28 protein-coding genes are annotated in these 26982 nt (G+C 67.5%); 13 read left to right on the top strand and 15 right to left on the bottom strand.

The features are described from left to right. Nucleotides 1–13 precede the first annotated feature (13 nt). The 3 genes from ubiT to ubiV are packed head-to-tail and all read left to right on the top strand — an operon-like array spanning nucleotide 14 to nucleotide 2431. Entirely contained in the window at nucleotides 14–523 is a 510-nt protein-coding gene (gene ubiT, locus FHS82_RS18020) for a ubiquinone anaerobic biosynthesis accessory factor UbiT (protein WP_166955489.1), read from the top strand. After that, nucleotides 514–1491, top strand: a complete 978-nt coding sequence (ubiU, locus tag FHS82_RS18015; RefSeq protein WP_166955487.1) for a ubiquinone anaerobic biosynthesis protein UbiU — start codon at nucleotides 514–516, stop codon at nucleotides 1489–1491. The genes ubiT and ubiU overlap by 10 nt, the downstream gene beginning before the upstream one ends. 4 nt (nucleotides 1492–1495) lie before the next feature. After that, nucleotides 1496–2431: a ubiquinone anaerobic biosynthesis protein UbiV gene (gene ubiV, locus FHS82_RS18010; RefSeq protein WP_343042620.1), complete on the top strand. Its 936-nt coding sequence runs from the start codon at nucleotides 1496–1498 to the stop codon at nucleotides 2429–2431. Nucleotides 2432–2443: 12 nt separating this feature from the next. Here ubiV and FHS82_RS18005 read toward each other — a convergent pair whose 3' ends face one another. Then, nucleotides 2444–2665 (bottom strand): hypothetical protein, encoded by a 222-nt coding sequence (locus FHS82_RS18005; RefSeq protein WP_166955483.1) that lies wholly within the window; start codon nucleotides 2663–2665, stop codon nucleotides 2444–2446. Nucleotides 2666–2835: 170 nt separating this feature from the next. On the opposite strand from FHS82_RS18005, the gene FHS82_RS18000 reads away from it, so the two are divergent. From FHS82_RS18000 to FHS82_RS17985, 4 genes are read left to right on the top strand one after another with little or no spacing between them, the layout of a single operon-like run. Then, a complete protein-coding gene (locus tag FHS82_RS18000; protein ID WP_166955481.1) occupies nucleotides 2836–3288 on the top strand; it encodes a c-type cytochrome in 453 nt (150 codons plus the stop codon). 10 nt (nucleotides 3289–3298) lie between these two features. Further along, nucleotides 3299–4672, top strand: coding sequence for a cbb3-type cytochrome c oxidase subunit I (locus FHS82_RS17995; protein WP_166955479.1), 1374 nt, complete (start codon nucleotides 3299–3301; stop codon nucleotides 4670–4672). A gap of 5 nt (nucleotides 4673–4677) precedes the next feature. Continuing rightward, a complete protein-coding gene (locus FHS82_RS17990; RefSeq protein WP_166955477.1) occupies nucleotides 4678–5487 on the top strand; it encodes a CbbQ/NirQ/NorQ/GpvN family protein in 810 nt (269 codons plus the stop codon). A 4-nt stretch (nucleotides 5488–5491) separates the two neighbouring features. Beyond that, nucleotides 5492–7426 carry a nitric oxide reductase activation protein NorD gene (locus tag FHS82_RS17985; protein WP_166955475.1) on the top strand — a complete coding sequence of 645 codons (1935 nt, stop codon included), beginning with the start codon at nucleotides 5492–5494 and terminating at the stop codon, nucleotides 7424–7426. 141 nt (nucleotides 7427–7567) lie between these two features. Here FHS82_RS17985 and FHS82_RS17980 read toward each other — a convergent pair whose 3' ends face one another. From FHS82_RS17980 to FHS82_RS17955, 6 genes are all read right to left on the bottom strand, one after another. Further along, nucleotides 7568–8284 carry a Crp/Fnr family transcriptional regulator gene (locus tag FHS82_RS17980; RefSeq protein WP_166955473.1) on the bottom strand — a complete coding sequence of 239 codons (717 nt, stop codon included), beginning with the start codon at nucleotides 8282–8284 and terminating at the stop codon, nucleotides 7568–7570. Between the two features lie 186 nt (nucleotides 8285–8470). Further along, on the bottom strand, nucleotides 8471–9163 hold the full coding sequence (locus FHS82_RS17975) for a Crp/Fnr family transcriptional regulator (protein ID WP_166955471.1): 693 nt from the start codon (nucleotides 9161–9163) through the stop codon (nucleotides 8471–8473). 106 nt (nucleotides 9164–9269) lie between these two features. Beyond that, nucleotides 9270–10139 (bottom strand): SUMF1/EgtB/PvdO family nonheme iron enzyme, encoded by an 870-nt coding sequence (locus FHS82_RS17970; protein WP_166955469.1) that lies wholly within the window; start codon nucleotides 10137–10139, stop codon nucleotides 9270–9272. 109 nt (nucleotides 10140–10248) lie between these two features. Next, the gene (gene nirK / locus FHS82_RS17965; RefSeq protein ID WP_166955467.1) at nucleotides 10249–11373 is read right to left on the bottom strand and encodes a copper-containing nitrite reductase; all 1125 of its coding nucleotides are present in this window, start codon (nucleotides 11371–11373) and stop codon (nucleotides 10249–10251) included. Nucleotides 11374–11607: 234 nt separating this feature from the next. Continuing rightward, complete coding sequence (locus tag FHS82_RS17960; RefSeq protein ID WP_166955465.1) at nucleotides 11608–12153, bottom strand: DUF2249 domain-containing protein; 546 nt, start codon at nucleotides 12151–12153, stop codon at nucleotides 11608–11610. Between the two features lie 124 nt (nucleotides 12154–12277). Beyond that, the gene (locus tag FHS82_RS17955; RefSeq protein ID WP_166955463.1) at nucleotides 12278–12550 is read right to left on the bottom strand and encodes a hypothetical protein; all 273 of its coding nucleotides are present in this window, start codon (nucleotides 12548–12550) and stop codon (nucleotides 12278–12280) included. 203 nt (nucleotides 12551–12753) lie between these two features. Between FHS82_RS17955 and FHS82_RS17950 the strand changes: the two genes are divergently transcribed. Then, nucleotides 12754–13194 (top strand): Rrf2 family transcriptional regulator, encoded by a 441-nt coding sequence (locus tag FHS82_RS17950; protein WP_166955461.1) that lies wholly within the window; start codon nucleotides 12754–12756, stop codon nucleotides 13192–13194. A 36-nt stretch (nucleotides 13195–13230) separates the two neighbouring features. Here FHS82_RS17950 and FHS82_RS17945 read toward each other — a convergent pair whose 3' ends face one another. From FHS82_RS17945 to FHS82_RS17935, 3 genes are read right to left on the bottom strand one after another with little or no spacing between them, the layout of a single operon-like run. Further along, nucleotides 13231–13914 (bottom strand): anaerobic ribonucleoside-triphosphate reductase activating protein, encoded by a 684-nt coding sequence (locus tag FHS82_RS17945; protein ID WP_166955452.1) that lies wholly within the window; start codon nucleotides 13912–13914, stop codon nucleotides 13231–13233. Further along, complete coding sequence (gene nrdD / locus FHS82_RS17940; protein WP_166955442.1) at nucleotides 13871–14074, bottom strand: anaerobic ribonucleoside-triphosphate reductase; 204 nt, start codon at nucleotides 14072–14074, stop codon at nucleotides 13871–13873. The genes FHS82_RS17945 and nrdD overlap by 44 nt, the downstream gene beginning before the upstream one ends. A 15-nt stretch (nucleotides 14075–14089) precedes the next feature. Continuing rightward, entirely contained in the window at nucleotides 14090–15784 is a 1695-nt protein-coding gene (locus tag FHS82_RS17935; RefSeq protein WP_343042616.1) for a ribonucleoside triphosphate reductase, read from the bottom strand. A gap of 359 nt (nucleotides 15785–16143) precedes the next feature. On the opposite strand from FHS82_RS17935, the gene FHS82_RS17930 reads away from it, so the two are divergent. The 5 genes from FHS82_RS17930 (at nucleotide 16144) to FHS82_RS17910 (ending at nucleotide 22273) form a co-directional block, all read left to right on the top strand. Further along, nucleotides 16144–18372, top strand: coding sequence for a TonB-dependent receptor family protein (locus FHS82_RS17930; protein ID WP_166955437.1), 2229 nt, complete (start codon nucleotides 16144–16146; stop codon nucleotides 18370–18372). A 71-nt stretch (nucleotides 18373–18443) separates the two neighbouring features. Then, nucleotides 18444–19406, top strand: coding sequence for an ABC transporter substrate-binding protein (locus tag FHS82_RS17925; RefSeq protein ID WP_166955433.1), 963 nt, complete (start codon nucleotides 18444–18446; stop codon nucleotides 19404–19406). Continuing rightward, the gene (locus FHS82_RS17920) at nucleotides 19384–20271 is read left to right on the top strand and encodes an ABC transporter permease (protein WP_246225422.1); all 888 of its coding nucleotides are present in this window, start codon (nucleotides 19384–19386) and stop codon (nucleotides 20269–20271) included. Before FHS82_RS17925 ends, FHS82_RS17920 begins: the two co-directional genes overlap by 23 nt. Continuing rightward, nucleotides 20268–21029: an ABC transporter ATP-binding protein gene (locus FHS82_RS17915; RefSeq protein WP_166955431.1), complete on the top strand. Its 762-nt coding sequence runs from the start codon at nucleotides 20268–20270 to the stop codon at nucleotides 21027–21029. The genes FHS82_RS17920 and FHS82_RS17915 overlap by 4 nt, the downstream gene beginning before the upstream one ends. Then, nucleotides 21026–22273 carry an NnrS family protein gene (locus tag FHS82_RS17910; protein ID WP_166955429.1) on the top strand — a complete coding sequence of 416 codons (1248 nt, stop codon included), beginning with the start codon at nucleotides 21026–21028 and terminating at the stop codon, nucleotides 22271–22273. The genes FHS82_RS17915 and FHS82_RS17910 overlap by 4 nt, the downstream gene beginning before the upstream one ends. An 11-nt stretch (nucleotides 22274–22284) precedes the next feature. Here the strand turns inward: FHS82_RS17910 and FHS82_RS17905 are convergent, their stop codons facing one another. The 5 genes from FHS82_RS17905 to FHS82_RS17885 are packed head-to-tail and all read right to left on the bottom strand — an operon-like array spanning nucleotide 22285 to nucleotide 26968. After that, nucleotides 22285–23301: an FAD:protein FMN transferase gene (locus FHS82_RS17905; RefSeq protein ID WP_166955427.1), complete on the bottom strand. Its 1017-nt coding sequence runs from the start codon at nucleotides 23299–23301 to the stop codon at nucleotides 22285–22287. Further along, entirely contained in the window at nucleotides 23294–23866 is a 573-nt protein-coding gene (locus FHS82_RS17900; RefSeq protein WP_166955425.1) for a nitrous oxide reductase accessory protein NosL, read from the bottom strand. The genes FHS82_RS17905 and FHS82_RS17900 overlap by 8 nt, the downstream gene beginning before the upstream one ends. Before the next feature lie 11 nt (nucleotides 23867–23877). Further along, entirely contained in the window at nucleotides 23878–24705 is an 828-nt protein-coding gene (locus tag FHS82_RS17895) for an ABC transporter permease (protein ID WP_166955423.1), read from the bottom strand. Continuing rightward, complete coding sequence (locus FHS82_RS17890) at nucleotides 24702–25619, bottom strand: ABC transporter ATP-binding protein (RefSeq protein WP_166955421.1); 918 nt, start codon at nucleotides 25617–25619, stop codon at nucleotides 24702–24704. Before FHS82_RS17890 ends, FHS82_RS17895 begins: the two co-directional genes overlap by 4 nt. After that, a complete protein-coding gene (locus FHS82_RS17885) occupies nucleotides 25616–26968 on the bottom strand; it encodes a nitrous oxide reductase family maturation protein NosD (protein ID WP_246225421.1) in 1353 nt (450 codons plus the stop codon). The genes FHS82_RS17890 and FHS82_RS17885 overlap by 4 nt, the downstream gene beginning before the upstream one ends. Nucleotides 26969–26982 lie beyond the last annotated feature (14 nt).

The raw sequence follows: 26982 nt of genomic DNA, 5'->3' as shown, positions 1-26982 counted from the left end.
GGACAGATCGATCATGATGCGCCTGCCGACCTTCTTCTCCATGCTCGCGAAACATGTCCCGCTGCCGGTGATCCAGCAGGCAGCGGCAGCCATGCTGACCCAGATCGTGCGCCGGCACGGAGGCCTGTTCGAGCGGCTTGGCGAACACCGCGAGAAACGCTATGCGTTCCTGCCATCTGACCTTCCGCTGGCATTCCTCGTCGAGCCCGCCATCCCTGCCGTGTCCGTCAGTCGCGCGCAGCGGCCTCCCGCGGCGGACGCTGCCGTCGAGGGGCCGCTTTTCATGTTGCTGGCGCTGATGGAGGGGCGGCAGGACGCGGACGCGCTGTTCTTCTCGCGCGATCTGACCGTTACCGGCGACATGGAGGCGATGCTGGCGCTCCGCAACGCACTCGACGACAGCGGCATCGACCTGCCCGGCGATCTCGGCGCGATGGCGGGGCCGCTTGCGCCGTTCGTCAGCCGGGCCGCCAGCGGCGTTCGCAGCCGCGTTCTCGCCGAAGGAAATCCGTCATGGAACTGATCTGTCCCGCGGGCACGCCCGCCGCCTTCCGTGAAGCGGTCGATGCGGGTGCGGACGCCGTCTACTGCGGTTTTCGCGACGAGACCAACGCCCGCAACTTCCCGGGCCTCAACTTCACGCGCGACGAACTGACCGAGGCTATCGGCTACGCCCGCAGGCGCGGCGTCAAGACGCTGGTGGCGCTCAACACCTTCATGCGTGCCGGTCAGGAAGACATCTGGTACCGGGCCGCGGCAGACGCGGTGAAGGCCGGGGCCGATGCGCTGATCCTCGCGGATTTCGGATTGATGGCGCACGTGGCGGAAACCTGGCCCGAGCAGCGCATCCACGTCTCTGTCCAGGCGTCGGCCTCCAATGCCGAGGCCGTCAACTTTCTGGTCGATGCCTTCGGCGCACGGCGGGTCGTGCTGCCGCGCACGCTGACCATCGATGACATCGCCCGCCTCGCACGCCAGATCCGTTGCGAGATCGAGATTTTCGTCTTCGGCGGGCTGTGCGTCATGGCAGAGGGGCGCTGTTCGCTTTCCTCCTATGCCACCGGCCGGTCGCCCAACATGAACGGCGTCTGCTCACCGGCAAGCCACGTGCAATACCGGCGCGAAGGCGATGCCCTGGTATCGGTGCTCGGCGACTACACGATAAACCGGTTTCCGGCCGGCGAGGCGGCCGGCTATCCGACCCTGTGCAAGGGCCGCTTCCATGTCGGGGACAAGGACGGCTACGCCTTCGAGGACCCGGTCTCGCTCGACGTCATGGACCAGATCGACAGGCTGCGCGACGCCGGCGTGAGCGCGCTGAAGATCGAGGGCCGCCAGCGCGGCAAGGCCTATGTGGCGGAAGTCGTCGCCACCCTGCGGCGGGCGCTCGACGCCTCCGCGGAGGAGCGCGGCAGGATACTCGCCCGGCTGCGCCTGCTCAGCGAGGGCAACCGCACCACCGCCGGCGCCTATGAAAAACGCTGGAGGTAACACTGTGGAAACCCGGCAGCCAACACTCACGCTCGGCCCTGTGCTTTATCTGTGGGAAGGCGAGACGTGGCGCGACTTCTACTTTCGCATCGCCGACGAGGCGCCGGTGAGCCATGTCTACATCGGCGAAACCGTCTGTTCCAAGCGGCTGCATTTTTTCGAGCCGTATCTCGCGGATGTCATCGGCCGGCTGGAAGGGGCGGGCAAGCAGGTCGTCCTTTCCACGCTGGCGCTGGTGACGATCGACCGGGAAATCCGGCACGTGCGCGCCACGATAGACGGCAGCGCCTATCCGGTCGAGGCGAACGATCTTTCGGCGCTCGGCATGCTGCGCGGCAGGCCGCATGTCGTGGGTCCGATGGTGAATGTCTATAACGGCGCAACCGCGCGCCTGCTGGCTGCGCGGGGCGCGGACGCCATCTGCCTGCCGCCGGAGTTGCCCGCCGCCTCCGTGAACCGGATCGTCGCCGACGTGCCGGGCGTCGATTTCGAGGTCTTTGCCTTCGGCCGCGTGCCGCTGGCGATTTCCGCCCGCTGCGCCCACGCGCGCTCGAAGGGGAACATCAAGGACAATTGCCGTTTCGTCTGCGGCGACGACCCCGACGGGCTGCCGGTGCTGACGCTCGACGGGCAGCCGTTTCTGGCGCTCAACGGTGTGCAGACGGTCTCACACACCTGCCAGTCGCTGCTGGGCGAGCTGCACGATCTGGCGGAGGCGGGCGTATCGCGCTTCCGGCTGTCGCCCCAGCACTGCGACATGGTCGCCGTCGCGCGCATCCACGACGATGTGCTGGCGGACCGGACCGATGCCGACGAAGGCATCGCGCGCCTGCGCGCCGTCTATCCGGCGGCGCCGCTGTCGAACGGTTTTCACGAAGGCCGGGAAGGTGCGGCCTGGGTGGCGCGCGCCCGCAATACCGCACACGGCGTGAACGCCTGAAAACAAGCGGGGCTATTGCGCCTCATCCAGCAGATGGCGCACCCAGCGCCCGGCCGCCCATGCCGCCGGCACGCCGAGAGGGACGGCGAGCGCCAGTGCCGTCGCCGGCGACAGAGCGGCGCAACCGATCGCCTGCAGCATGAGGCTCAGCATGAACAGGTTGATTGCCACCGCGGCGGCGGCGAATACGTAAAGCAATATTGCCAATTTCCACACCGGCCAGCGGTCGTCCATTGCGGCGTCTCCTCTAAAGGCAAGGTTTTCATACGTAAAAGCAATTGTCCTTGACTTTGGTTAGGACGCTTCCTCCCCGCTTCTGGCACGTTAGAGCGCATTCCGATCAGATGAAATATCCGGCCGGGAGGCGCTCTAACGACCGGGAACAGTTGAGGGAGACCCTCGTCATGCGCGAAGTCCTGACGAAGAGCATGGCCCGCAATATCTTTTACGGCGGGTCACTGTTCTTCATCATCATTTTCATTGGCCTGTCCGCGCAGAGCCATCTTTACATCGTCAACACCTCGACGGATCGGGCCAGCCTGACGGACAGCGTCGCCGCAGGCAAGCACCTGTGGGAGAAGCACGCCTGCGTGAACTGCCATTCGATCCTCGGGGAGGGCGCCTATTTCGCGCCAGAACTCGGCAACATCATGACACGCTGGGACGTGGCGGACGATCCCGAGCTGGCGTTCCAGACGTTGAAGGGCTGGATGGAGGCGCAGCCGTCGGGCACGCCGGGGCGCCGCCAGATGCCGCAATTCAACCTGACGGATCAGGAGGTGCGCGAACTCGCCGACTTCCTGCTGTGGACCAACAAGATCCGCACCCAGAACTGGCCGCCGAACGACGCCGGTTGAGGAGACGATCATGAAGTACCAGACACAGAAAATCGCGCTCGCCTATTTTGCCGTGGCGCTGGCGCTCTTCGCCGTGCAGGTCACGATGGGGCTGATCATCGGCTATGTCTACGTGAACCCCAATTTCCTGTCGGAGCTGCTGCCCTTCAGCGTCGGCCGCATGCTGCATACCAATGCGCTGATCGTCTGGCTGCTGACCGGTTTCTTCGGAGCGGCCTATTTCCTCATCCCGGAGGAGGCGGAGCGGGAAATCCATTCACCGCTGCTCGCCTATATCCAGCTCGCGATCCTGGTCGTCGGCACGCTCGGCGCGGTGGTGACTTACGCATTTAACCTGTTTGCAGGCAATTTTCTGCTGGGCAGGCAGGGGCGCGAATTCCTGGAGCAGCCAACCTGGGTGAAGATCGGCATCGTCGTCGCGGCGCTGATCTTCCTCTACAACGTCACGCTCACGGTGCTGAAGGGCCGCAAGACGGCGATCACGAACATCCTCCTGATCGGGCTCTGGGGCCTGGCGCTGCTGTTCCTCTTCGCGTTCTACAATCCCCCCAATCTCGCGCTCGACAAGCAATACTGGTGGTTCGTGGTGCATCTGTGGGTCGAGGGTGTGTGGGAACTCATCATGGCGTCGATCCTCGGCTATCTGATGCTGAAGCTCACCGGCGTCGACCGTGAGGTGGTGGAGAAATGGCTGTACGTCATCGTCGCCACGGCGCTGTTCTCGGGCATTCTCGGCACCGGCCACCATTACTACTGGATCGGCATGCCGGCTTACTGGCAATGGGTGGGGTCCATCTTCTCCGCCTTCGAGGTGGTTCCCTTTTTCGCCATGATGGCCTTCACCTTCGTCATGGTCTGGAAGGGGCGGCGCGACCATCCGAACAAGGCGGCGCTGCTGTGGTCGCTTGGCTGCGCGGTTCTGGCCTTCTTCGGGGCCGGGGTGTGGGGGTTCCTGCACACGCTGCACGGCGTGAACTACTACACGCACGGCACGCAGATCACCGCCGCGCACGGGCACCTTTCCTTCTTCGGCGCCTATGTGTGCCTCAACCTCGCGATGTTCACCTATGCCTTCCCCATCCTGAAGAGCCGCGATCCCTACAACCAGGTGCTCAACATGGCGAGCTTCTGGCTGATGTCGGGCGGCATGCTGTTCATGACCTTCGTGCTGACCTTCGCGGGCACGGTGCAGACCCATCTCCAGCGCGTGATGGGCATCAACTACATGGAGGTGCAGGACCAGCTCGCGATCTTCTACTGGATGCGCTTCGGCGCGGGGGCGGCGGTCGTGCTCGGGGTGTTTCTGTTCATCTACGCCATCCTCGTGCCGCGGCGTGAGGTCATCGAGCCTGGCCCATTCGTCAAGCATGCGGCTGCGGAGTGATGGGAATGAACGGAATCCGCATGGTGGAGACGCCGACGGCGCAGCCCCCCTTTTATCTGCCGCAGGCAGACGAGTGCGAAATCTTCGCCGCTGCGCATGGCAACCGGTTGCCACTGCTGCTGAAAGGCCCCACCGGCTGCGGCAAGACGCGCTTCGTCTCCCATATGGCGGCGCGGCTCGGACGGCCGCTCTACACGGTCGCCTGCCACGACGATCTGTCCGCCGCCGACCTGATCGGGCGCTACCTGCTCAAGGGCGGCGAGACTGTGTGGGTGGATGGCCCTCTGACGCGCGCCGTGCGCGAGGGTGCGATCTGCTATCTCGACGAGGTGGTGGAGGCGCGCAAGGATGTCACCGTCGTGTTGCACCCGCTCACCGACGACCGGCGCATCCTGCCCGTTGACCGCACGGGCGAGGAACTGGCGGCGGCGCCCGGCTTCATGCTCGTCGCCTCCTACAATCCCGGCTACCAGAACATCCTCAAGACGCTGAAACCCTCGACGCGCCAGCGCTTCCTCGCCGTGGAATTCGGTTTCCCGAAGCCGGAGCACGAGGTGCCCGTTGTCGCGCGCGAAAGCGGGCTCGCCGAGGCGCGGGTGCAGCCGCTGGTGCGGCTGGCGAACAAGCTGCGCGGGCTGAAGGGGCAGGATCTGGAGGAGGGCGTCTCCACGCGGCTCGTGGTCTATGCCGCCACGCTGATCAATGGCGGCATGCCGGTGGAGCGCGCGGTGCTCGCCGCCATGATCGAGCCGCTGACCGACGACGAGGAGGTGCGGCGCGGGCTGCTCGATCTCGTCGTCGCCATCATGGGTTGATGCCATGGCGTTCGAACCGGTGGAGATCGAGTTTTGGGAGCCGGAGGAAAGCGTCGGCAAGCTGTGGCACGCCTTTGCCTCGCGGCTCGACGCGCCGGTCGTGCATGACGGGGCGCGGGTGCGGCTCGCCGAAGTTTCCGGGCGGCTTGCGGTGCTGTTCCGGGGGCTGGGCGGCAATCCCGCCGTGGAGCTGAAGGCGGCGGTGCAGGAGGTGAGCCGCCACCGGCTGTCGTTCCGGCGTCGGCTCGCGGTGGAGGCGGAGAAGCTGCCGCACGCGAGTTTCGACGGCGAGGTGCTGCGCCTGCCGGAGTCGCTTGCCGTCTTTCCGGAGCGGGCTGCGAACGCGGCGCTTTATGTCTGGCTCGCGGCGATGGTGGCGCATGCGCCGGCGCGCATCGCGCAAGACGATCCCCTGCGCGCCGATCTGGCGGCGATTGCGGCCGCGCGCCGGATGACGCGGGCGACGCTCGTGCACGCGCCGGGGCTGGCGGCGCTTCACACCGATCTCGCGGCCGCGCATCTGGCGGCGCGACCACGGCGGCGGCTGGCGGGAGCCGAGGCGCGGGTGGAAGCGCTGTTGCGCTATCTGCTGGGGGATGCCGTGCTGCCGGATCATGCGATGCTCGCCGCGCTGGGCAGCGGCGATTTCGCCGCTTTTCGCGCGCCTTCCGGCTATCGCAGCTTTCTTCCTGTGCCGTTGTGGCCCGACCTGCGGGCCGTCGGCGTTTCCGCGTCCGCCGAGGTCGAAACGCGCCCGGCGGAAGGCGATGCCGGCGAGAGCGGCGCGGACGACACGCCCAGGCGCGCGCGCCGCCACCGCGCGGACCTCGCCGAGCGCAAGGACAGCCTGATCTTGCACAAGTTCGAGGCGTTGCTTTCCTGGGCCGAGTTCCTCAATCTCAACCGCCGTGTCGAAGACGACGACTTCGACAATGCCCGCAAGGCGATAGACGACCAGGAGGAAATCGGCCTCGGGCAGATATCGAAGGCGCCGGCGACACGGCTGAAGCTGCATCTCGACCTCGCGCCCGAGGACGTCGACCGCGAACGGCTCGCCGGCGCCTTCGTCTATCCGGAATGGGACACGCGGGCGGGAAGCTATCTTCAGGGCCATGTGCGCGTGCTTGCCGCGCCAGTGGCGGCGGACCCCGCCCACGCCGTCAGCGATGATCCGGCTGCGCGCCGCCGTATCCGCGCCGTGCGTCGCCAGTTCGAGGCCATGCGGCCGGGGCGGGTTCTCACCGCCGGCCAGCTGGACGGTGACGAACTCGACATGGACGCCGCCCTGCGCGCCGTCATCGACCTCGCGGCTACCGGCCGGGGCAACGACCGCGTCTGGCGGCAGGCACGGCCCATGAGCCGCGATCTCGCCGTGTCGATCCTGCTCGATGTCTCGCGCTCCACCGAGTCGGCCGTGGCCGGGCGCGCTGTTATCGAGATCGAACGCGAGGCGCTGGCCGCGCTCGCCTGGGGGCTCGATGCCTGCGGCGACAGCTTCGCCATCCACGGCTTTTCGTCGCTGCGGCGCGACCGTGTCTACCTGCACGACTGCAAGGATTTCGCCGAGCCGATGAGTCGGGAGATCGAAGGGCGGATTGCGGCGCTGCGTCCCGGCTTCTACACGCGGCTGGGCGCGGCGGTGCGCCACGCTTCGGCAGGGCTCGCGACGCAGCCGAAGGCGCGCAGGCTGCTGATCGTCATCACCGACGGCAAGCCGAACGACCTCGACCACTACGAGGGCCGCCACGGCATCGAGGATAGTGCCATGGCGGTCCGCGAGGCCCGGCGCGCGGGGCAGGCCGTCTTCGGCATCACGGTGGACCGCGAGGGCAAGGCATGGTTCGCGCGGCTCTTCGGACGGGGCGGCTATGCAGTCATCCGCGATCCCGACCGCCTGACCGGTGCGCTGCCGGAAATCTACCGGCAGCTGGTGGCGTGAGGCCGGGCGTGCTCCGATCTTCGTGCGTCCCATCCGCATCAGAGGCCGCGTTCCGATCAGATGGAATCATGTGATCGCTCGGAACTCGCTCAAAATAAGGAACCTGGAATCTGTCCTGTTTCAACGTAAACAGGACAGCTTCTAAAGGGCGCGCGTCCAGGCCGCGCCGGGATCTTCCGCGATCAGGTGCCGCAGGGCGGCGGTAGAAGCGATGGCCGCGCTGATGTGGCGCACGACGACGCCGTGCGCCCGCAGGCGGGCGAAGGCGCGGCTCAGGCTTTCGGGCTTCATCCCGAGGCGTCCGGCGATCAGCGTCTTGTCGTAGGGCAGCGTCACCGTCGCGGCCTCGGAACCGGCGGGGCACAACTCCAGCAGGAATTCGGCCACCCGCTGCGTTCCGGACTGGGCCTTCAGTTGCTCGATCTGGGAAACGAGGGCGTGCAAGTGCAGATACGTCGCGGACAGAAGCGAGATCGCGGCTTCGGGCCGGCTGCGGATCAGGCCGAGAAGCGCTTCCGATGGCACCTCGATCAGCGTGCAGTCGGTCGCCGCCTGGGCCGAAACAGGATAGGGCGCGCCCCTGAGCGCCACCGGTTCGCCGAAACTCTGGCCGTTGGTGAAGACGCCGACGACGGCCTCCGTGCCGTTCGGCGCGATGCGGCAGAGTTTGACCCAGCCGCCGGCAACGTTATGCAGGAACCGCGCCGTATCGCCCTGCCGGAAGATCGTATCGCCGCGCAGATAGCAGACGGTGCGCGCGGCGGCGAGCAGCGGCGCGGCAAGCTCCTCCGGCATGGCCATGAAGAGGCGCGAATGGTGCGCCATGCGGCGCAGGGCTGGCGACAGCGGAACAGTCATCGGGAAAACGCCTTTCTACCTCCTTCGCGGGCTGGAATCTGACCTGCTTCTGTTGAAACGGGTCAGATTTCTCGTTCCGAGCGAATTGTGATCGGAAAGCGCTCCAGCCGCTTGTATTGGAGATACCCCGGCCGGCTATCCCGGATTTTGCGTTTTCACAAACAACGGAGCTGATGCCGGGGGCGCTCAGCCCTGTCCGTCGGCGATCCGGGTCAGCCCGTCGGCATCGCAGACGGTCAGCTTCTGCCGCCCGCTCTCGACCAGCCCTTGTCCCTCCCACGCGGAGAGGGTGCGGGAAACCGTGTGGAGGGTGGTGCCCGTCATCTCGGCGATGTCCTGCCGGGTGATGGGAAAGTCGATGCGGGTGCCGCCCGCCTCCTGCCGCCCGGCTTTCTCGGCCAGACGCAGAACGGCGTGGGCGATGCGGCGCTCGACTTCCTGCGTGGACATCTCGCGCAGGCGCGTATGGGCCTCATCGAGCCGCTCGCCGATCGTCTGCATGGCGTTGATGGCAAGGCGGGGATTGGCCTCCACCACCGCATCCCAGTCGGACATCGGCCAGCCGACGACGATGCTGTCCACCGCTGCGCGGGCCGTGCCGGGATAATCCGGCCGGTTGAGCGCGCGGGCGAAGCCGAAGAGGTCGCCCGGATGCACGATGCGGACCATGACCTGCTGGCCGTCCGGGGTGACCTGCGACACCTTCAGCCTGCCGTGCAACAGGAGGTAGAACGTATCGGCGACCTTGCCCTGCTCGAACACCGCCTCGCCCTTCGGCACCCTGCGACCGGCGGCGCGCGTCATCAGCCGCGACAGTTCCGCATCGCTCACCCGGCTGAAAAGCGGCAGCGCGCGGACCAGAGAAATATCGATCGCCATGCCCCGCTCCCGTTTCATCGCGTCACTCATTGGTGCCGCAAAACGGGGCCGTTGCCTAGAGGCTGTCCATGGTCACCAACAGCCTCCAGCCATTTGAATGCCGAAGTCAGGACGAAAGCCATTTCATGAGGCGATCGATGACCCCGGGCCTGATTTCGCGCACCAGCCGGAAACCGATGTTGTCGGGCGGCGTGCCGACCGAGCAGCCGCCGCTTTTCGGATCGCGGACGAAGAATGTCAGCGCCGCGCGGTGCTGGCCCTCGACGATATAGATGCCGCAGATCTCGTTCCGGGCGGTGACGGCGCCGCCCGCATCGGTTTCCACCCGCTGCAGGCAGGTGGAGGTCCATTCCCAGACCGGGCCGCCGATGTCGTAAACGCCGAGTTCGTTGACATTGACCGCCCCAAGGGGCTTGACCGTCCTGTCGCGGCCACGGCTGCGCGCCGTCTCCGCATCATAGAGGGCCAGCCAGCGCACGGCGGGGTTGTTGCTGTCCTCCGCCACGCCGAGCGCGTCGTCTGCGAAACGGCTACCGGCGCCGTGCGCCCATTCCGCGTCGGTTGGCAGCCGCCACGTCGCGCCGGTCTTCCTCGACAGCCAGCCGGCATAGGCCGTCGCGTCCTGATAGCTGACGCCCGTCACCGGCAGGTCGCTGCGGTCGGCAGGGCCGCCGGGCGCCGCGCAGACCGCCTCGGCCACGCAGGCCAGATAGTCCGCGACGCTGACCGGATAGGCCATGATGTCGACCGGCGCCGGGATTTTCACCGTCACCTTCGGAGCGTCGACGGGACGGCCCTGCCGGGTCCATTCGCCATCGACCCGGTGCGTGAATGGATGCGGATCAAGACGCACGACCTTTGGCGCGGACGAGTTTTTCGGCGAAATCTCACCGCCGCTGGCGGCATCGAGCGGGATAAGCATGGCCCCGGCCGCCGCGAAGGCCGCTGCCCCGACGAATAGCGAAAACCCGTGCATGGAAGGCTCCTGTGGGCCGACGGATCGGCCGAGAGATCGGGCCGGAAAACGATGTCGGGTTACAGGGAAGCGATGGCCCCCTCCCGCGCGGGAGGGGGCGGAGGATGCGTCAGACGCCTGCCGGCGCGCGCACCTGCGTCATCAGGTCGTCGTTCCACTGGCCCTCTACCTTGAAGTGCGCGGCCGCGCCGAGTTCGAAGGCCTCGATCAGGTTGTGGTTCACGTAGGCATAGACGCCGGGCTGCTCGAAGGTGTAGAGCGCCGCTCCCGCCGTGCCGCCGGGGATGAACCACGTCTCCTGATCCAGCTCGGGCGGGTTGCGGAACTTGCCGGTCGCCCAGACGTAGTTGCCGTGTCCGCCGATCAGGTGGGGCCGGGTGTCGCGGTTGGCCTGGCTGTGGATGATCAGTACCGTCTCGCCCACCTTCGAGGTCAGTGCGCCGTCTCCCGTGAGTGCGCCGACACGGCCGTTGAAGACGATATGAGTGGGCGTCAGCGTCCGCATCACCTTCAATTGATCTTCATAGGCCTCGCCGGCGGTGTCGTACTTCTTGAACTTGCCGTTCTCGTCGCGCGGCACGTAGAAGTCCTGCTCCCCGACATAGTAGACCCTGTCGTAGCGGAGCGGGTTGCCCTGGCCGTCCTTCAGCCCGTCGCGCGGCAGCACCATGATCGCCCCGTTCATGCCCGAAACGACGTGCCACGGCACCATGCCGGGAGGGGCGCAGTGGTAGACGAACACGCCCGGCTTCGTCGCCTTCCAACGCAGCACGACCTTTTCGCCGGGGTTGACCTGCGTGAGGGCGCCGCCGCCCAGCGCGCCGGTCGAGCTGTGGAAGTCGATGTTGTGCAGGAGTTCGTTGCTCGCCGGGTTGACCAGCGTCAGCTCGACATAGTCGCCCTCATGCACCACCATCAGCGGCCCCGGCACGGTGCCGTTGAACGTGAAGGCGATGGTTTCCGTGCCGTCGGCGTCAAGGACGATCTTCTTTTCCTCGATGACCAGCTCGAATTCAACGATCTTCGGTCCATCGGTCGCGACCTGTTCGTGGGCATGCACGAAGGGCGGGTCGACCAGATCGACCTTGACCCGCGGCAGGCCCGCGGCGCCGTTGCCCGCGGCGGCGGGAACCGCATGCTGCGCCTGTGCCGCGCCGTTGTTGAGCTGAGCCATCACGCCAGCCATCGTCACCCCGGCAAAAAGTGTGCGTCGCGTCATTGGGAACTTGCTCATGGTTCTTCCTTTCGGTTATTGCGCCGGTTCCCTTGCCCGGTCTGTCGTTCTCCAATTTACATGTCGGGTGACCGCGTTCGTTGTGCCGAAACAACCTTCCGGGACTATCCGGACACGCTGTTTGTCGCAGCACAAACAGGCGTGCGCGGCCGGGCTGCGAACGTGGCGAAAGACGGCCGCAAGGGCCGTCGCCACCGCCTCGCGGTGCGGGCAGCTGTTGTCCGCCGGATGGGGTTATTCGTCGCCCGCGCCCTTGCGCACCAGCAGGCGATAGGCGTCGCCCGCCGCGCTCAGGTTGCCGGCCCATTCGTGCCCGTGCATGGCGAGTTCGGGCAGGATCTGGCCGGGCTCGCCGTCCAGAAGCGCGAAGAGCACGTCGCCGGGGGTGAGGCCGTCCAGCACTTCGAGAATCCGCTCCTTCGGCCCGGGTGGCGCCACGCCGGTGAGATCGAGCATGGCCACCGGCTCCGGCCAGAGCGCCGCACCCGGACACGAGCCGGGCGCCAGCCCCTCTTCCGGCGGCGGGCTGGCGATGGGGGTGAAGATCACCTCCCAGGCGCCACCGGGCAACTGGCGGTCCGTCGCGGAAAATCCCCGGTGGGTCATGATGTCGAATAGCGGCGCGGGGCGAAACGGCGCGATCAGCCGCAGCCGCTCGCCGGGGGCGAGTGCATCTGTCGCGGCCATGATCGCGGTGAACGGTTCCCGCCCGGCACGTATGAGGAGGCGTACATCGAGATCCCGCGTTGCGGGGAGGGAAGCGGCAGGGCGCGGGTTCATGGAAACGGCTCCGGTGTTTCGGCAACGACAGCGGCACGGTTGACCCGGAGCCACGCCGGGCGATTCCGGGCCAGAGCACAATCCCGAAAAGCGGATACCGCTTTCCGTAACAGACGATGCTCGCTCAAATGAACAGACCGGGATGGTCCTTCAGCCGGAAGGCATCACGCTCTGCGAGTCCTCGATCCGGCGCGACTTCCGACCGGCGTGCGCGCCATTTCCCGGACATGGTCCGGCAGCCGCGACAAAATGTCTTTGTCGCCGCACAAACTATGGCCTGTTTGCCGCTGCGCCCGCCGGGCCGCCCTGCTTTGCGCCGCCCGCAGGCGGAAAACCCGTGCGCGGCTTGCAAAAGACGAATTTGGTATGCATAGATAAATGCTTGCATCAGTGCCATCGACCCCGGTCCTCCTGACCGATGCCGACTTCGCTTCATTCAAACGCCGCGCGGGCTTCGCCCGGGCCGATGAGTCAGGCCCGTCGGCCCCCGGTGCTGGCGGACAGGTCGCGCGGCGGCGGTCTCCGGCCTTTTCACGGGGAAGCATATTGTTATAAGGCGAGTTGCATGATCCCGACAGTCACTGGTAACCGGGCGCGCCGATGCGGCTGACGAATTTCTCGGACTATGCCCTGCGCATCCTGATGTATGCGGCGACTTGCCGGGATCGCCTGATCACCATCGAGGAAACGGCGGCCGTCTACGGGATATCGCGCAACCACCTGATGAAGGTCACCAATCAGTTGACGCGCGCTGGCTTTCTCAAGGCGGTGCGCGGCCGCTCCGGCGGGCTGACGCTGGCGCGGGAGGCAGCGAGCATCCGTCTCGGCGACGTGCTGCGCGCCACGGAGCCGGACTTCGCCCTTGTCGAGTGTTTTGCCGCCCAAAAGGGAGACGGAGCCCTCTGCCGCATTTCCTGCCAATGCCGGTTGCGCGGCGTGTTGACTGAGGCGCTGCAGGCGTTCATGGCAACGATGGACCGCCACACGCTCGCGGACATCGTCCTCACCCCGGCCGACTTCGGTATAAAGCCGGCTGCGTGAAGCGCCATCGCGTTCACGAACGCTACGCGGGCTTCCTCAACTGCGGCCGGGACTTTTTTCGCTCGTCGGGTAACGGGTGCCGACGGACCGGAAGGACTGGAGCCTGTGCGGCGGTGCGCCCATGTCCGCAAGGTCCGCCCGCAGCCGCTCGACAGCCGCTTCATCCAGCAGATGGGGATCGGCCGTCGTGCGCAATTCGAATGCAACCCCGCTTTCCAGCAGATGTCGCAGGCTCTCCTTTGCCCGTTTGCCGCTAAGGGGCACGCGGGTAACGCGGTCGTATTCGCCGAAGGCGGCCTTGACGTCGAACCCCACCCAGTCGACGAGCGGCAGCACCGTCGCAAGCCGCTGCGGATAGGGGCCGGCGGAATGCAGGCCGATGCCGAACCCAAAAGCGCGGACCTGCCGGATTGCGTCCGGCAGACCCTTCTGCATCGTGGGCTCGCCGCCCGAAAACACCACACTGTCCAGAAGTCCGCGCCGGGTTTCCAGAAAGGCGAGCACGCCGGGCCAAGGCAGCATCTCCCGCCCCCGGGCGGGCAGCAGATGCGGATTGTGGCAATAGGGGCAATCCCACGGGCACCCCTGACAGAAGACGGTCGCGGCGAGCCTGCCGGGCCAGTCGCACAGCGACAGGCGCTCAAGGCCGCCGATCCGGATGGGGTCCGCGTTCCGCTCAACCGTGGCGCGTGCGCTCTTCCGTAAAGTAGAGGCGTTCATGGAACTCGCCCTTCTTGCCGCGGTTGAACGAGGACACCGGGCGGTGATAGCCCATCACACGGGTCCAGATCTCGCAGCGCTGGCGCTCCCCGTCGTGCGGCGCGACAGGGGCGGAGGGAACGGTATCCCGCGCGGCGATGGCGATTGTCGTCTCTTTCATGGTCTTTCCTTTCGTTCAGGCGGATGCATGCCGCCGTTCCAGAAGTTCCGCGTCGCACTTCGGGCAGAACTCGTGCTCGCCCGCGATGTATCCGTGCTTCGGGCAGATCGAGAACGTGGGGGTGACGGTGATGTAGGGCAGGCGGAAGTTCTCCAGTGCGCGGCGGACCAGCGTGCCGCAGGCCTCCGCCGAGGAAAGCCGCGTTCCCATGTAGAGATGGAGCACCGTGCCGCCGGTGTACCTGCACTGCAGGGCATCCTGCCGCATCAGCGCCTCGAACGGATCGTCGGTGAAGCCGACCGGCAACTGGCTGGAGTTGGTGTAATAGGGCTCGTGCCGGGTGCCGGCTTGCAGGATATCCGCATAGCGCTTGCGGTCCTCCCTGGCGAAGCGATAGGTCGCGCCTTCCGCGGGGCTCGCTTCCAGATTGTAGAGATGGCCGGTCTCCTCCTGGAAGCCGACGATCCTAGCCCGCGTGTGATCGAGCACGCGCAGGGCAAAGGCGTGGCCATGATCGGTGGTGATGTCGTGTGCATCGCCGGTGAAATTGCGGATCATCTCGTTGATGCCGTTGACGCCGAGCGTCGAGAAATGGTTCCGCAGCGTGCCGAGATAACGCCGTGTATAGGGCAGCAGGCCGTCATCGATGAGCCGCTGCACGACGCGGCGCTTGATTTCGAGGCTGTCGCGGCCGATGGCCAGCAGCGCGTCGAGCCGCCCGAAAAGCGCCTCCTCGTCGCCCTTGTGGAGATAGCCGAGCCGGGCGCAGTTGATGGTGACGACGCCGAGGGAGCCGGTCTGCTCCGCGCTGCCGAACAGGCCATTGCCACGCTTGAGCAGTTCGCCGAGATCGAGCTGCAGCCGGCAGCACATGGAGCGCACCATGTTCGGCTTCATGTCCGAATTGATGAAGTTCTGGAAATAGGGCAGCCCGTATTTCGCCGTGAGGGCGAAGAGGCGTCGGGCATTCTCGCTCTCCCACGGAAAATCCGGCGTGATGTTGTAGGTAGGAATGGGGAAGGTGAAGACCCGGCCCCTGTGGTCGCCCGCCGCCATGACCTCCATATACGCACGGTTGATCATGTCCATCTCGGCTTGCAGCTCGCCGTAGGTGAAGCCGGCTTCCTGGCCGCCGATCACCGGCACCTCGCCGCGCAGGTCCTCGGGGCATGTCCAGTCGAAAGTCAGGTTGGTGAACGGCGTCTGCGTGCCCCAGCGCGAGGGGACGTTCAGGTTGTAGATCAGCTCCTGCATATGCTGGCGCACCTGACCGTAGCCGAGCCGGTCGATGCGCACGTAGGGCGCCATGTAGGTGTCGAAGGAGCTGAAGGCCTGCGCGCCGGCCCATTCGTTCTGGAGCGTGCCGAGGAAGTTGACGATCTGTCCGACGGCACTCGACATGTGCCGGGGCGGGCCGGCCTCCACCTTGTCCGGCACACCGTTCAGCCCCTCCGCGAGCAGCGTGCGCAGGGACCAGCCGGCGCAGTAGCCCGCCAGCATGTCGAGATCGTGGATATGCAGGTCGCCGTCGCGGTGCGCGTCTCCGATGCGGTCGGGATAGACGTGCGACAGCCAGTAATTGGCCACCATCTTGCCGGAGGTGTTGAGGATCAGGCCGCCGAGCGAATAGCCCTGGTTGGCGTTCGCGTTGACCCGCCAGTCGGTCCGTTCGAGATATTCGTCGATGGTCGAGACGGCGTCGACGGTCACGCCGCTCCCGGGCAGGGCTGAACGGGAGCAATGGTGAGCAGCTTGCATCCGGATCCTCCGCTATCGCGTGTCACGGCCGGAGGCTCCAGCCGTTTGTCTACATGTAGAGCCGTAAATCTTAATAAGCACTATATATTGATTCTCTGCTCATCGGATTGGGGCAATTTGCCGCGCGGCCGTTTCGCGTGAGGCGTGGCGGGCGGCGGACCTCCGGATTTTCCACCACCCAAACTCCTTGCGCTGGATCAATGACACACCAAGGTGAATGTGGCCTCTCGTCATAAAAGATGAATTTGAAATATATCTTTAGAATAACTCCAATACACGACGTGTATTCGGCGTGCGATGCGAGGGAAAGCATGGGAATTATCTGGAAATCGGCACCTGTCGTCACGACGCTGCTCTTGTCCACCACGAGCCAGTGGGCGCTGGCGCAATCGGCCGCGCCCGGCACGGTGCTCGAACTGGAGCCCATCGTCGTGGAAGCCACCCGCACCGGGGAGGATTCGGCCGCGTTGCAGCAGCGGCTTAACGCCATCGCCGGCGGCGTCGCGCTGGTGCCGCGCGACGCAATCGCACCTACCGGAAACCCGACTGTGGCGCATGCGCTGGAAAGCGTGCCGGGCGTCATCGTGCAGAGCTTCTTCGGAGGCAACGACCAGCCGCGCATCCAGATTCGCGGTTCCGGCCTGCAGCAGAACCCGGTCGAGCGCGGCATCCTCGTGCTGCAGGACGGCCTGCCGCTCAACCGCGCGGACGGCTCCTATATCGTCGGCTTTGCCGATCCGCAGCAGGCGGACGCCATTGAAGTCTTCCGGGGCTATACCGCCAACAGGCTCGGCGCGACTGTGCTGGGCGGTGCGCTCAACTTCATTTCGCCCAAGGGGTCGGATGCGCCCGGCGCGCGCCTGTCGGTGAGTGGTGGCAGCTTCGGGCAGGCGAATGTGGCAGGCCAGGCCGGTTTCGGCGGCGAGGCCTATGACGGCTTGCTGCAGGCCGACTTCACCACCCGCGACGGCTTCCGCGACTACAACGGCTCGCGGCGGCTGAGCGTCGGCGGCAATGTCGGCTTCGCATGGTCCGACACCGTAACGACGCGCGTCTTCGCCGGCTACCGCGATCTCGCCTTCGACGTCGCCGGGCCGCTGCCGTGGGATGCGCTGAAGGCGCGCCCGTCCCAGAACTGGGGCGGCCCCGTGGTCACGCCATCGGGCGCGATCTATCCCGGCCCCAACGTGCACCGCGACCGGCCGCGCCGCGAGGCGACGCAATTCCTCATCGGCTCGCGCACCACGGCGACCTTCGGCGCGCACATCCTCGACGGCGCCTTCGGCTATACCTATACGGACGACATGTTCCGCTTCCCCATTTCCTCGGGCGTGCGCACGACGAAGGGCGGTGACTTCACCCTGCTCGGGCGCTATGCCTACAAGCCGGACGCGGACAGCCCCCTGCCGCTGTTCGAGGCGACGGCGCAGTACACGGTCGGCTCCGCGGAGCGCGGCAATTATCTCAACATCGGCGGCCAGCAGGGACAGCCGTTCGGGCGGAGCGACCTCGACGCCTCGACGCTGTCGCTGTTCGCCGGGCTGAACATTCCACTTTGGGAGAAGTTCACCTTCTCCCCGGCGATCTCCTACGCGCACGCGACGCGCGAGAACAAGGACCGTTGGGCGCTGCCGACTCGTCCGACGACGGCCTTCAACCCGGCGCGCCCCTCCATCCTGTTGCCCAACGGCGCGGTGCCGACGCAGAACACGAGTTACGACCGCTCCTATGACGGCTGGAGCCCGAGCCTCGGCGTGACCTGGCGGCCGGACGAGAATCAGACCGTCTTCGCCGCCGTCAGCCGCAGCTTCGAGCCGCCGACCCATGACGATCTGCTCGCGACCGTCAACGGCACGCCCAACAGCAGCCCCGGTCGGCCGAACCCGGCGAACCCGCGCCTCGCCGCGGCGGCCTTCGCCACACCCGATCTCGATGCGCAGACCGCGACCACCGTCGAGGCTGGCTGGCGCGGGCGCTACGGCGATTTCTCGTGGGACGCCGTGACGTACTATTCCTGGGTGAGGGACGAGCTGCTCAGCCTGCGCGATGCCACCGGAGCATCGCTCGGCGCGGTCAATGCCGACAGGACGACGCATTTCGGCGTCGAACTGGGTCTCGGCGCGAAGCTCTGGGAGCGCTGGTCGGGCCGCATCGCCTATACCTATCAGGACTTCCGCTTCGACGGCGATCCCGTACGCGGCGACAACCGGCTGGCTGGCGCGCCACGCCATTTCGTGACGGCGGCGCTGCAGTTCCAGGCGACCGACAAATGGTCGCTGCAGGGCGCGGTGCGCTGGTCGCCGGAAAAGGCGCCGGTCGACAACATGAACACGCTCTACGCCGACGCCTGGGCGGTGGTGGATGTGCGCACCGAATATCGCATCAACGACACGTTCACGGTGTTCGGCGAGATCACCAACATTTTCGACGAAACCTACGCCTCCTCCACGCTCATCGTGGATCAGGCGACCGCCGATCAGGCGGCGTTCCTGCCCGGCGACGGGCGCGGGTTCTTCGCCGGGGTCAAGGCAACATTCTGATGGCATGCCCGTTCGCGCGCCGTGCGCGCGATGAAGTTCAGCGCGCCGGGGGCGCGAAGGGAGAGACAATCATGGTTGACCGCCGTTCGTTCATCGCGGGTCTGGCATTCGCCAGCCTGGCCGCGCGTGCGCGCGCCGCCGAACCGCTCGTGCTGTGGGGGCCACCCGCAGCGCCCTCGATCGTGCTGGCGCAGGCCGTCGCCAGCGGTGCGCTGAAGGAGGTCGCGCCCGACGTTACCTTCAAGGTGTGGAAGACGCCCGACGAGATGCGTGCCGGTATCAGCGCCGGAACGTTCCGGGCGGTGGTGGTGCCGACCTATGTCGCATCGAACCTATACAACCGTGGGCTTGGCGTGCGGCTGCTCAACGTGCTCACCGACGGCCTGCTCTTCGTCGTCGCTCCTTCCGGCACGGTGAAAGACATAGCCGGCCTCCGGGGCCGCAAGGTCGCGGTGCCGTTCCGCAATGACATGCCGGATTTCATCTTCCGCCGCATGCTCGCCTCCGCTGGCCTGGCCGCATCCGACATAGATGTCGACTATTCCGGGACGCCGGCGGAGGCCGTCCAGCTGCTGCTGACGGGCCGCGCCGACGCAGCCTTCCTGACCGAACCGCTGGCCAGCGCCGCCATCCTGAGGGCGGCAACGGCCGGCAGGACGCTGGAGCGCGCCATCGACGCGCAGGAGGTGTGGCGGAAGATCACGGGCAGGCAGGCCATTCCGCAGGCGGGCCTCGCGATCACCGACAAGCTCGCCGCCGATATCGGCGGCGGAGGTATCGCCGCCCTGCAGACGGCGCTCGAAGGCGCGCTCGGCAGCGTGCTGAAGGACCCGGCCACCGCCGCCGCCGTCGCCGCGCCGGCGCTGGAACTGCCCGCGCCGGTGATCGAGCGGGCGATTCCGTTCAGCAGTCTCGTGGTGCGCCGCGCCAGCGCGGCGAGGGCGGACCTCGCGGCCCTGTTCGATGCGCTGGCCGAGGCAGACCCGCGCATCATTGGCGGAAAGCAGCCCGATGACGGTTTCTTCGCCCTTTGAGGGGCCGCGCGTCGGGGAAGCGCGCCGCGCCATGCCGGCGTGGCTTCGCGCGGGCGCACGCGCGTGCGTTGCCGCCACCGTGTGGCTGGGGCGCTACGTCTGGGCCGGATGGGTGGGGCTTGCCGGGCTGTTCTGCCTCGCTGCGGGTTGGCAGGCGGGACACGAGTTTTACGGCTCCTTCATCCTTCCCGCGCCGCTGGAGACGGTGACCGTGCTCTTCGGCCTGTTCGAGGGGCCGGAACTGGCGCAGGCGGCGTCCGAGACGGCATGGCGCTCGCTCGGCGGCTTTTTGCTCGCCGCCGGCCTCGGTACGCTCGCGGGGTCCGTGGCGGGCTATTCGTTCGCCGCCATGCGCATCATGCGCCCCATCGTGACCGTGATCCTCGGCGTGCCGCCGATCGCGTGGATCGTGCTGGCGCTCATCTGGTTCGGATCGGGCGGCGGTTCCGCCGTGCTCACCGTGGTGCTGGCCTCGTTCCCGATCTCCTTCGCGGGCGCGCTGGAGGGGGCCGCCACGCGCGACCGGGCGCTCGACGCCATGGCGCGCTCGTTCGGCGCCTCGCTGCCGACGCGCTTTCGCACCGTCACCCTGCCGCATCTCCTGTCCTACCTGTTTCCGGCGTGGACCACGACGGCCGGGAATGCATGGAAGGTGACCGTCATGGCCGAACTGCTGTCGAACACCGGCGGCATAGGCGGGCAGCTCGCGACGGCGCGGGCCCTGTTCGACATCCCGCTGGTGACGGCGTGGATATTGCTCGTCGTCGCCTTCGCGCTGATCACCGAATACGGCATGCTGAACCCGCTGCGCGAGATGACGGAGCGCTGGCGCAGCGCCGGCTTGCCATGGGGCGTCAAGCGATGACGGAGCAAAAGGCAATGAAGCTGGCGCTCGACAAGGTTGGCCATGCGTGGCTCGGGCGCACGGTATTCGAGGATTTCGACCTCGTGCTGGGCGAGGGGGAGGTGGTGGCGCTCGCCGGGCCGTCCGGCTGCGGCAAGACCACGATTCTCCAGATTGCCGCCGGCCTTGTCGAGCCGCTGCGCGGGCGGGTGCGCCGGCACTACCGCCGGCACGCCGTCGTGTTTCAGGAGCCGCGCCTGCTGCCGTGGCTGACGGCGCGCGACAACATCGCCTACGGGCTGAAGGTCGCTGGCCGCGGCAGGGCCGAGCGCGGCGCGGTCGCCGAGGCGCGGGCGCTCGATGTGGGGCTCGACCGCGACGATCTCGACAAATATCCGGTTGAGCTTTCGGGCGGCATGCGCCAGCGCGCGGCGGTTGCGCGAGCCCTCGCCGTGGAGCCGGATGTGATGTTCTTCGACGAGCCGTTCACGGCGGTCGATGTCGGCCTTCGGCGCGCGTTGCAGGATCTGGTGATCGCGGCAGCGCGGCGGGCGCGTTTTTCGGCGCTGTTCGTCACCCACGATCTCGCCGAGGCGGTGAGGGTGGCGCACCGGCTGATCGTGCTCTCCGGCGTCGACGGCCGTATCGTCGATCAGCGCGCCATCGCCGGGGAGCCGGGCAGGCGCGACAACCGGACCGTCTTCGACATTGTCGAGGGTTGGTCGGCCGATCCCGTCTTCGCCGAGCTGTTCGACGCCGACCGCCGGGGGCGGGCATGAACACGCATCGCCATGCCGCGCCGGCCTCCGCGCCCGCGTTCGTGCCGCCGGTGCTCACCGAAGGGCTGCGGCTGTTCTTTCCGGTGGCGGCGGCGCATGGTGCGCTCTGGCCGGTGCTCTGGGTCATCCTCTACGGGCTCGACCTGCCGTTCGCGGCCGCGATCCCGCCGAGCCAGTGGCACGCGCACGAGATGATCTACGGCACCTACGGCATGGCGCTGGCCGGATTTCTGACATCCGCCATGCCGGAATGGACCGATACGCCGCCGCGCAGGGGTGGGGCGCTTCTCCTCCTGCTCGCCCTGTGGCTGCCGGGCAGGCTCGCCGGTCTTGTCGGCGCCGATGTGCTCTCGCCGCTCGCGGGAGCAAGCGACGCCGCGTTCCTCGCCGTGCTGGGGTGGTATGTGCTGAAGCCGCTCCTGCTGCGTCGCAGCGCCCGGCATGGCTCGTTCGTGCTGTGGGTGGCGCTCTTCGCGCTGACGGAGATCGGCATCCGGGTGGCGTGGTTCGTGGAGGACTACGAGCTTTCACACCGGCTGCTGATGGCGGCGGTGTGCATCTTCATGGCGTTCTTCACGCTGTCGGTGGCGCGCATCGGCGTGGTCGTCATCAATCTGGCGCTGGACCCGAGCGGCGGGACGACGCCCTACCGCCCGCATCCCGGCCGCCAGAATCTCGCCGCCGGCATGGTGGCGCTCTATGGCGCGGCGGCGCTCGCCTTTCCCGGTTCCCTCGCGCCCGCCTTCCTCGCACTCGCGGCTGGGGCGACATTCATGGACAGGCTGACCGAATGGTTCATCGGCCGCGCCCTGTTCAGAACGCAGGTACTGGCGCTGGCGCTCGCCAACCTGTTCGCCGGCATCGGCTTCTTCGTCGTCGGGCTCGGCGGATTGGACATCGGCATCGCCGGCATGACGCTCGCCCCCGCCACGGGCGTGCATCTGCTGACGCTCGGCGCGCTGGGCATGGCGATCATGGCGGTGTTCGTGATCGCCGGGCTGCGCCACACCGGGCATGATCTGGTGCTGCCGTGGCAGGCCCACGCCGCGGTGGTGGCCATGGCGGCGGCGGCCCTCGTCCGCACCTTGCCGGAACTCGGCTTCGCGACCTTCCTCATGGGGCCGCATTACGCGCTCGGCGCGCTGCTGTGGGCGGCGGCATTCGCCTTGTGGCTGCACGCCTTCCTGCCGATGATGCGGGCGCCGACCGTCGGCACCGCGACGGAAGACCCCTCACGGTGCTGAACGGCCGGGCCTCAGGAGGAGAGCACGAAATCGGCCGCGATGCCGGGCCGCGTTGCGGTGATGGCGCGCACCGCATCCGGCTCCATCAGGCTGAAGGCCGTCGACAGCGCGTCCGCCGTGGTGGCGTCCGGCGCGATGACGGACATGCGCGCATAGCGCGCCGCCGCCGCGCCGCTGCGCGGATCGAGCAGATGGCTGAAGCGCCCTGACGTGTCGAAGTGGAAGCCGGCGGCGCTCGACGTGGCGACGGCCGCCTCGGTGAGTTCGATGATCTTGTCGGGAGCGGTGTCGCCGGTGCGGGCGAGGCCGACCCGCCATGGCGCGCCATCGGCGCGGGACCCGACGGCGCGGATTTCGCCCATGTCGACGAGGCTGGAGGTCATGCCCGCCTGCTTCATCATGTCGACCGCCCTGTCGGTGACGAAGCCCTGCGCGATGCCGTTGAGGGTCATGGCCACGCCGGGCCGGGCGAAAGCCACCCGGTCGCGGTTGAAACGCACCATCTCGAAGCCCACGAGCGTGCGTGCCGCCGCGAGCGCGGCGGCGGAGGGGCCGCCCGGGTCGCTCCGCATCATCGCGAAATGCCGGCTGTAAAGGCGCCACAGTGGCTGGACAGTCGGGTCGAACGCGCCGCCGCTCACGGCGTGGAAATCCCGGCACTGTCGCAACAGCGCGACGAGTTCCCCGGGCGGCGCGGCGAGAACGCCCGTCCGGTTCAGCTCCGACAGCGCCGAGGCGTCGCGGTAGAGGCTGAAGATCGCTTCGAGCCGCGCGGCTTCCGCGACGATCCGCCCGACCAGCCGGCGCGCCGTGTCCTCGTCTTCGTGATGCAGGATGAGTTGCGCCGGCGCGCCGAGCGCCTGCCCGTGCCAGGTAACGATGCCATCCGTGAAAGTGATGGCGGCGCCGGTGTTCGCGAAGAGGTCTGGCCGTGCCGCCACTGCCGGAAGCGGCAACCCGGCGAAAGCCGCGATGACCGTGATCGCCCGCCGCCGCGTCATGCCCCTGCGATGCAACCGTTCATCCATGATTGCCTCCTGCGCCCGTATCGTGATCCCGGGAAGGGGCGGGGGCCGGATCTTCCCCGGCGTCCGCGTCCGCCCCCAGCACGTAGTCCGGCGGAATGGAGTCGAAGCCGACGACCCGCCCGCCGTTGCGCTCGATGAATGCCCTTGCCTGCGCGAGGTCGGCGAACGGCACCGCCTCCCGCGCACCCATGCCGCCGCGCACGGCGCTGCCGATGACGAAATGGGCCTTGCGGGCGTCGATCCAGTTCGTCGCGCCCGGCGTTTCCCAGGTCGGCGCGGTGCCCATGTCCGACACGTAAATGGCCGCGATGTCGCGCGGCTCCTCCGGCAACATGGTGAAGGCAAGCGTGTCGCGCGCCGACGAGAACCATATCGGCTCGATGAGGTGGCGCAGGATGATCTGCCCCTTGGGTCCGGGATGCTCCAGCACGTTCATGCCGCAGTAGCGGCCCATCGCATCCGCCGTGAGCGCGAAGGGCGGTGGCGGCGCGGCTGTCTCCTCCTGCTGGCATCCCGTCATCAGGAGCAGGCCGGCAAGGGCCAGAGCGGCGGAGAGGTGTTTCATCATGGCCTCCTTCATCGCTCCCGCCGGGAAAAGGCCAGCGTCGCCAGCACCAGCGGCCCCACGGTCCAGAGCACGAGCGCCAGCACGAGGGTTCGCGCGTCGAGCGCGCTGTTGGCGGCGACACCGCCCATGCCCGACAGGGCCGAGGCGCCGCCCGACGACAGGTTCAGCAGGCGGTAGACATCGGTGGGGTTGAGCACGAGCAGCAGGTCGAGCAGCCCGGCCGGCAGCGCCTGCCCCTGCATCGCCACGAGGATGCCGAGCAACGTCATGTCGTAGATCAGCACCAGCGCGAGCCAGATGCCGATGGCGATGCCCGCCGCCGTGCCGCGCTCGCTCACCAGTGTGCTGACGAGATAGCCGATGGCGATGAACACGGCGCCGAGCAACACCGACGAGCCGATCATGACAAGATAGGACGACCAGCTTTCCGCGCCGATCACGGCACCCGTCGCTACCAGCACCGCCGCCGCCACGCCGTATCCCGTCAGCGTCGCGAAGGCGAGAATGGCGATATGGCCGAGAAATTTCCCGAAGATCACCTGCGGCCGGCTCACCGGGTAGCTCAGCAGCAACAGCAGCGTGCCACGCTCGCTTTCTCCGACGATGGCATCGTGCGAGATCAGCAGCGCGATGAGCGGGATGAGGAAGATCGTCAGGCTGGACAGGCTGACGATCACGACATCGAGCCGGCCGACGCCGACATTGCCCGTCGGTGCGCTGCCCAGAAACGACAGCGTGAGCGCCAGCGCCGCCAGCAGCAACGTCATGGCCAGCACCCAGCGGTTGCGCAGGCCCTCCTGAATTTCCTTGCGCGCGATGATGATGAGATTTGTCATCGCCCGGCCTCCGCCCGTCCCAGAAAATGCACGTAGAGATCGTCGAGTGTCGGCTCGGCGATGGCGAGGTCGGCGATGGCGTCGGGCGCCTGCGTCACCGCTTGCAGCAGGGCGATCTTGTCGCCGGCGTCGACCCGCGTCTCGTAGGAGCCGGCGCCCGTCCGCGTCCAGTCGCGCCCGGCGAACGATCTGTGCGCCTGGCCCTTGCCATCCGTGAAGCGCACCTGCACGCGGACGGGCAGGCGCGCCTCGCGCCGCAGGTCGTCCAGCGTGCCGTCCGCGACCCTGGTGCCGCTGTCGAGGACGACGATGCGATCCGTCCGCCCTTCGAGTTCGCTCAGCGCGTGCGAGGACAGGAGTACGGTCGCGCCACCGGCGCGCAGCTCCTCGATGAGGTCATAGAAATGACGGCGCAGCGCCGGATCGAGGCCGCTCGTCGGCTCGTCCAGGAAAAGAACGCGCGGCTCGCCGAGCAGCGCCTGCGCGAGGCCGAGGCGCTGGCGCATGCCCTTGGAATAGGTGTGCACCGGCCTGTCCACCGCCGCCGGCGCCAGGCCGACGCGCTCGAACAGGGCATCGGCCTGCTTAGGCCCCACCCGCTTGAGGCGCGCGTAGAAGGCGAGGGTCTCGCGGCCGGTCAGCGCCAGGTGAAACGACACGCTTTCGGGCAGATAGCCCAGCCTGCGCCTCGCGGAGGCACTGCCGCGCGCGGGATCGCCGCCGAGCACGCGCACCGCGCCCGCGGTGGGGCGGATGAGGCCGAGCATCAGCTTGATCAGCGTGGTCTTGCCCGCGCCGTTATGGCCGACGAGCGCGACGGTCTCGCCCGCATGGAGCGTCAGCGAGACGTCCTGCACCGCGTTCACGCGCCCGTATTGCTTGCAGGCCTCGGCCAGGGTGACGGTTGCGGTCATGGCCGTTGCTCCCCCCGCTGCCGTTCGTCGCGTTGCAGCGGTGCCATCAGCGGACGGCTGTCCACCACGCCGCCGGGCAGCAGCGCCGGAAACTGGGCCTGTGCCCAGCGGATGACCTGAACGGCGGGGCTCGTCGTCAGGATCTTCGCCTGCGGCGACGTCCACAGCACCCTGTCGATGAGATCGTTGGGCCGGTAGGTGTTGTCCGCGATGCCGTCTCCGTCGAGATCGAAAGCCGGATTGTCGCTCCAGTAGTTGCCGCGCCCGCGGTACGACCAGTCGAGATAGCGGCCGCCGACGTATTTCACCTGATTGCGGTTGTTGACGAACGCATTGTCGAAGATGCTGTTGCCTTCGGAACCGGCGGTGAAGTGAATGCCGATGGCGCAGTTCTCGAACAGGTTGTCGCGGAGGCGATTGCGGTTGGCGTTATAGATGAACACGCACTTCTCCGGCCCGAGACGCCACCCGCTGCCCGGCGCGGCGGCCGGCTCGTCCTGCGGCATGCCGTGCCCGGCGTCGCGTGTGCCGGCGAGCACCCAGCGGTCAGGGGGCTGCAGGCGGCCGCGCACGGTGTTCCCGGCGACTTCGGAGGCGTTGGCGTAGTTCAGCAGCAGGCCGTGATCGCGGTCGCCATCGGAAACGTTGCCGAGCACCTTCAGCCTGCTCGAAAACATGATCGCGAAGCCCACCGAGTTGCCGGTGGAGACGTTGTCGCGGATTTCGCTGTCGTTGGTATACATGTAGTGTACGGCAAAGCGCAGGTTGCGGAAGCGGTTGCCGCTGAACACGTTGCGCTTGCTGGAGTTGCTGCCGATGCCGTCGCGGCCGTAGCTGATGTCGTTGCCGAGCACTTTCGCGCCCGGCGCGTTCCACAGGGTGACGCCGTTGCCCGCCTCGCTCAGGCGCCCCTCCTTCAGGCCGACGATCCGGTTGGCGCGCACGACGGACTCCGCCGCGCCGTGCAGATAGACGCCGCACAGGTTGCCAACGATCTCGTTGTTCTCGATCAGCGCGGCGGTCGCGGTGCGGGCGACGAAGATGCCCGAATCCATGGCAGACAGTTCCGTTCCCGAACCCGTCACTGTCAGGCCGCGCACGGTCACGCCCGGTGCCGTCACGGTGATGACGCTGCCGCGTCCCGTACCCGTAATCGTCGCACCGTGCGCGCCTTCGAGCGTCAGCGCCTTGTCGACGGTGACGGGACCAGCATGGCTTCCCGCCGCGAGCACGATCAGGTCGCCCGGCGCGGCGGCATCGACGACGGCCTGCAAGGGACGCGCGTCGTCCGCGCCGACATGGATCGCCGCAGCGGAGACCGCGCAGGGAAGGGCGGCAATCGCCGCCATTCCGGATATCAGGT

This window comes from Pseudochelatococcus lubricantis (assembly GCF_011762225.1).
Lineage (GTDB): Bacteria > Pseudomonadota > Alphaproteobacteria > Rhizobiales > Beijerinckiaceae > Pseudochelatococcus > Pseudochelatococcus lubricantis.
Note: the sequence above shows the minus strand (reverse complement) of the source record. Positions and strands in the feature narration are given on the sequence as shown.

Coding starts and splice junctions, on each gene's coding strand:
- FHS82_RS17900 (WP_166955425.1), bottom strand. CDS start 23,866: ATGAAACACCTCTCCGCCGCTCTGGCCCTTGCCGGCCTGCTCCTGATG.
- FHS82_RS17995 (WP_166955479.1), top strand. CDS start 3,299: ATGAAGTACCAGACACAGAAAATCGCGCTCGCCTATTTTGCCGTGGCG.
- FHS82_RS17910 (WP_166955429.1), top strand. CDS start 21,026: ATGAACACGCATCGCCATGCCGCGCCGGCCTCCGCGCCCGCGTTCGTG.
- FHS82_RS17945 (WP_166955452.1), bottom strand. CDS start 13,914: ATGAACGCCTCTACTTTACGGAAGAGCGCACGCGCCACGGTTGAGCGG.
- nirK (WP_166955467.1), bottom strand. CDS start 11,373: ATGAGCAAGTTCCCAATGACGCGACGCACACTTTTTGCCGGGGTGACG.
- FHS82_RS17975 (WP_166955471.1), bottom strand. CDS start 9,163: ATGGCGATCGATATTTCTCTGGTCCGCGCGCTGCCGCTTTTCAGCCGG.
- FHS82_RS17970 (WP_166955469.1), bottom strand. CDS start 10,139: ATGCACGGGTTTTCGCTATTCGTCGGGGCAGCGGCCTTCGCGGCGGCC.
- FHS82_RS17915 (WP_166955431.1), top strand. CDS start 20,268: ATGACGGAGCAAAAGGCAATGAAGCTGGCGCTCGACAAGGTTGGCCAT.
- FHS82_RS17920 (WP_246225422.1), top strand. CDS start 19,384: ATGACGGTTTCTTCGCCCTTTGAGGGGCCGCGCGTCGGGGAAGCGCGC.
- FHS82_RS17960 (WP_166955465.1), bottom strand. CDS start 12,153: ATGAACCCGCGCCCTGCCGCTTCCCTCCCCGCAACGCGGGATCTCGAT.
- FHS82_RS17950 (WP_166955461.1), top strand. CDS start 12,754: ATGCGGCTGACGAATTTCTCGGACTATGCCCTGCGCATCCTGATGTAT.
- FHS82_RS17925 (WP_166955433.1), top strand. CDS start 18,444: ATGGTTGACCGCCGTTCGTTCATCGCGGGTCTGGCATTCGCCAGCCTG.
- FHS82_RS17990 (WP_166955477.1), top strand. CDS start 4,678: ATGAACGGAATCCGCATGGTGGAGACGCCGACGGCGCAGCCCCCCTTT.
- FHS82_RS18005 (WP_166955483.1), bottom strand. CDS start 2,665: ATGGACGACCGCTGGCCGGTGTGGAAATTGGCAATATTGCTTTACGTA.
- nrdD (WP_166955442.1), bottom strand. CDS start 14,074: ATGAAAGAGACGACAATCGCCATCGCCGCGCGGGATACCGTTCCCTCC.
- FHS82_RS18000 (WP_166955481.1), top strand. CDS start 2,836: ATGCGCGAAGTCCTGACGAAGAGCATGGCCCGCAATATCTTTTACGGC.
- FHS82_RS17905 (WP_166955427.1), bottom strand. CDS start 23,301: ATGGATGAACGGTTGCATCGCAGGGGCATGACGCGGCGGCGGGCGATC.
- FHS82_RS17930 (WP_166955437.1), top strand. CDS start 16,144: ATGGGAATTATCTGGAAATCGGCACCTGTCGTCACGACGCTGCTCTTG.
- FHS82_RS17885 (WP_246225421.1), bottom strand. CDS start 26,968: ATGGCGGCGATTGCCGCCCTTCCCTGCGCGGTCTCCGCTGCGGCGATC.
- FHS82_RS17955 (WP_166955463.1), bottom strand. CDS start 12,550: ATGGCACTGATGCAAGCATTTATCTATGCATACCAAATTCGTCTTTTG.
- FHS82_RS17985 (WP_166955475.1), top strand. CDS start 5,492: ATGGCGTTCGAACCGGTGGAGATCGAGTTTTGGGAGCCGGAGGAAAGC.
- ubiU (WP_166955487.1), top strand. CDS start 514: ATGGAACTGATCTGTCCCGCGGGCACGCCCGCCGCCTTCCGTGAAGCG.
- FHS82_RS17980 (WP_166955473.1), bottom strand. CDS start 8,284: ATGACTGTTCCGCTGTCGCCAGCCCTGCGCCGCATGGCGCACCATTCG.
- FHS82_RS17890 (WP_166955421.1), bottom strand. CDS start 25,619: ATGACCGCAACCGTCACCCTGGCCGAGGCCTGCAAGCAATACGGGCGC.
- FHS82_RS17895 (WP_166955423.1), bottom strand. CDS start 24,705: ATGACAAATCTCATCATCATCGCGCGCAAGGAAATTCAGGAGGGCCTG.
- ubiT (WP_166955489.1), top strand. CDS start 14: ATGATGCGCCTGCCGACCTTCTTCTCCATGCTCGCGAAACATGTCCCG.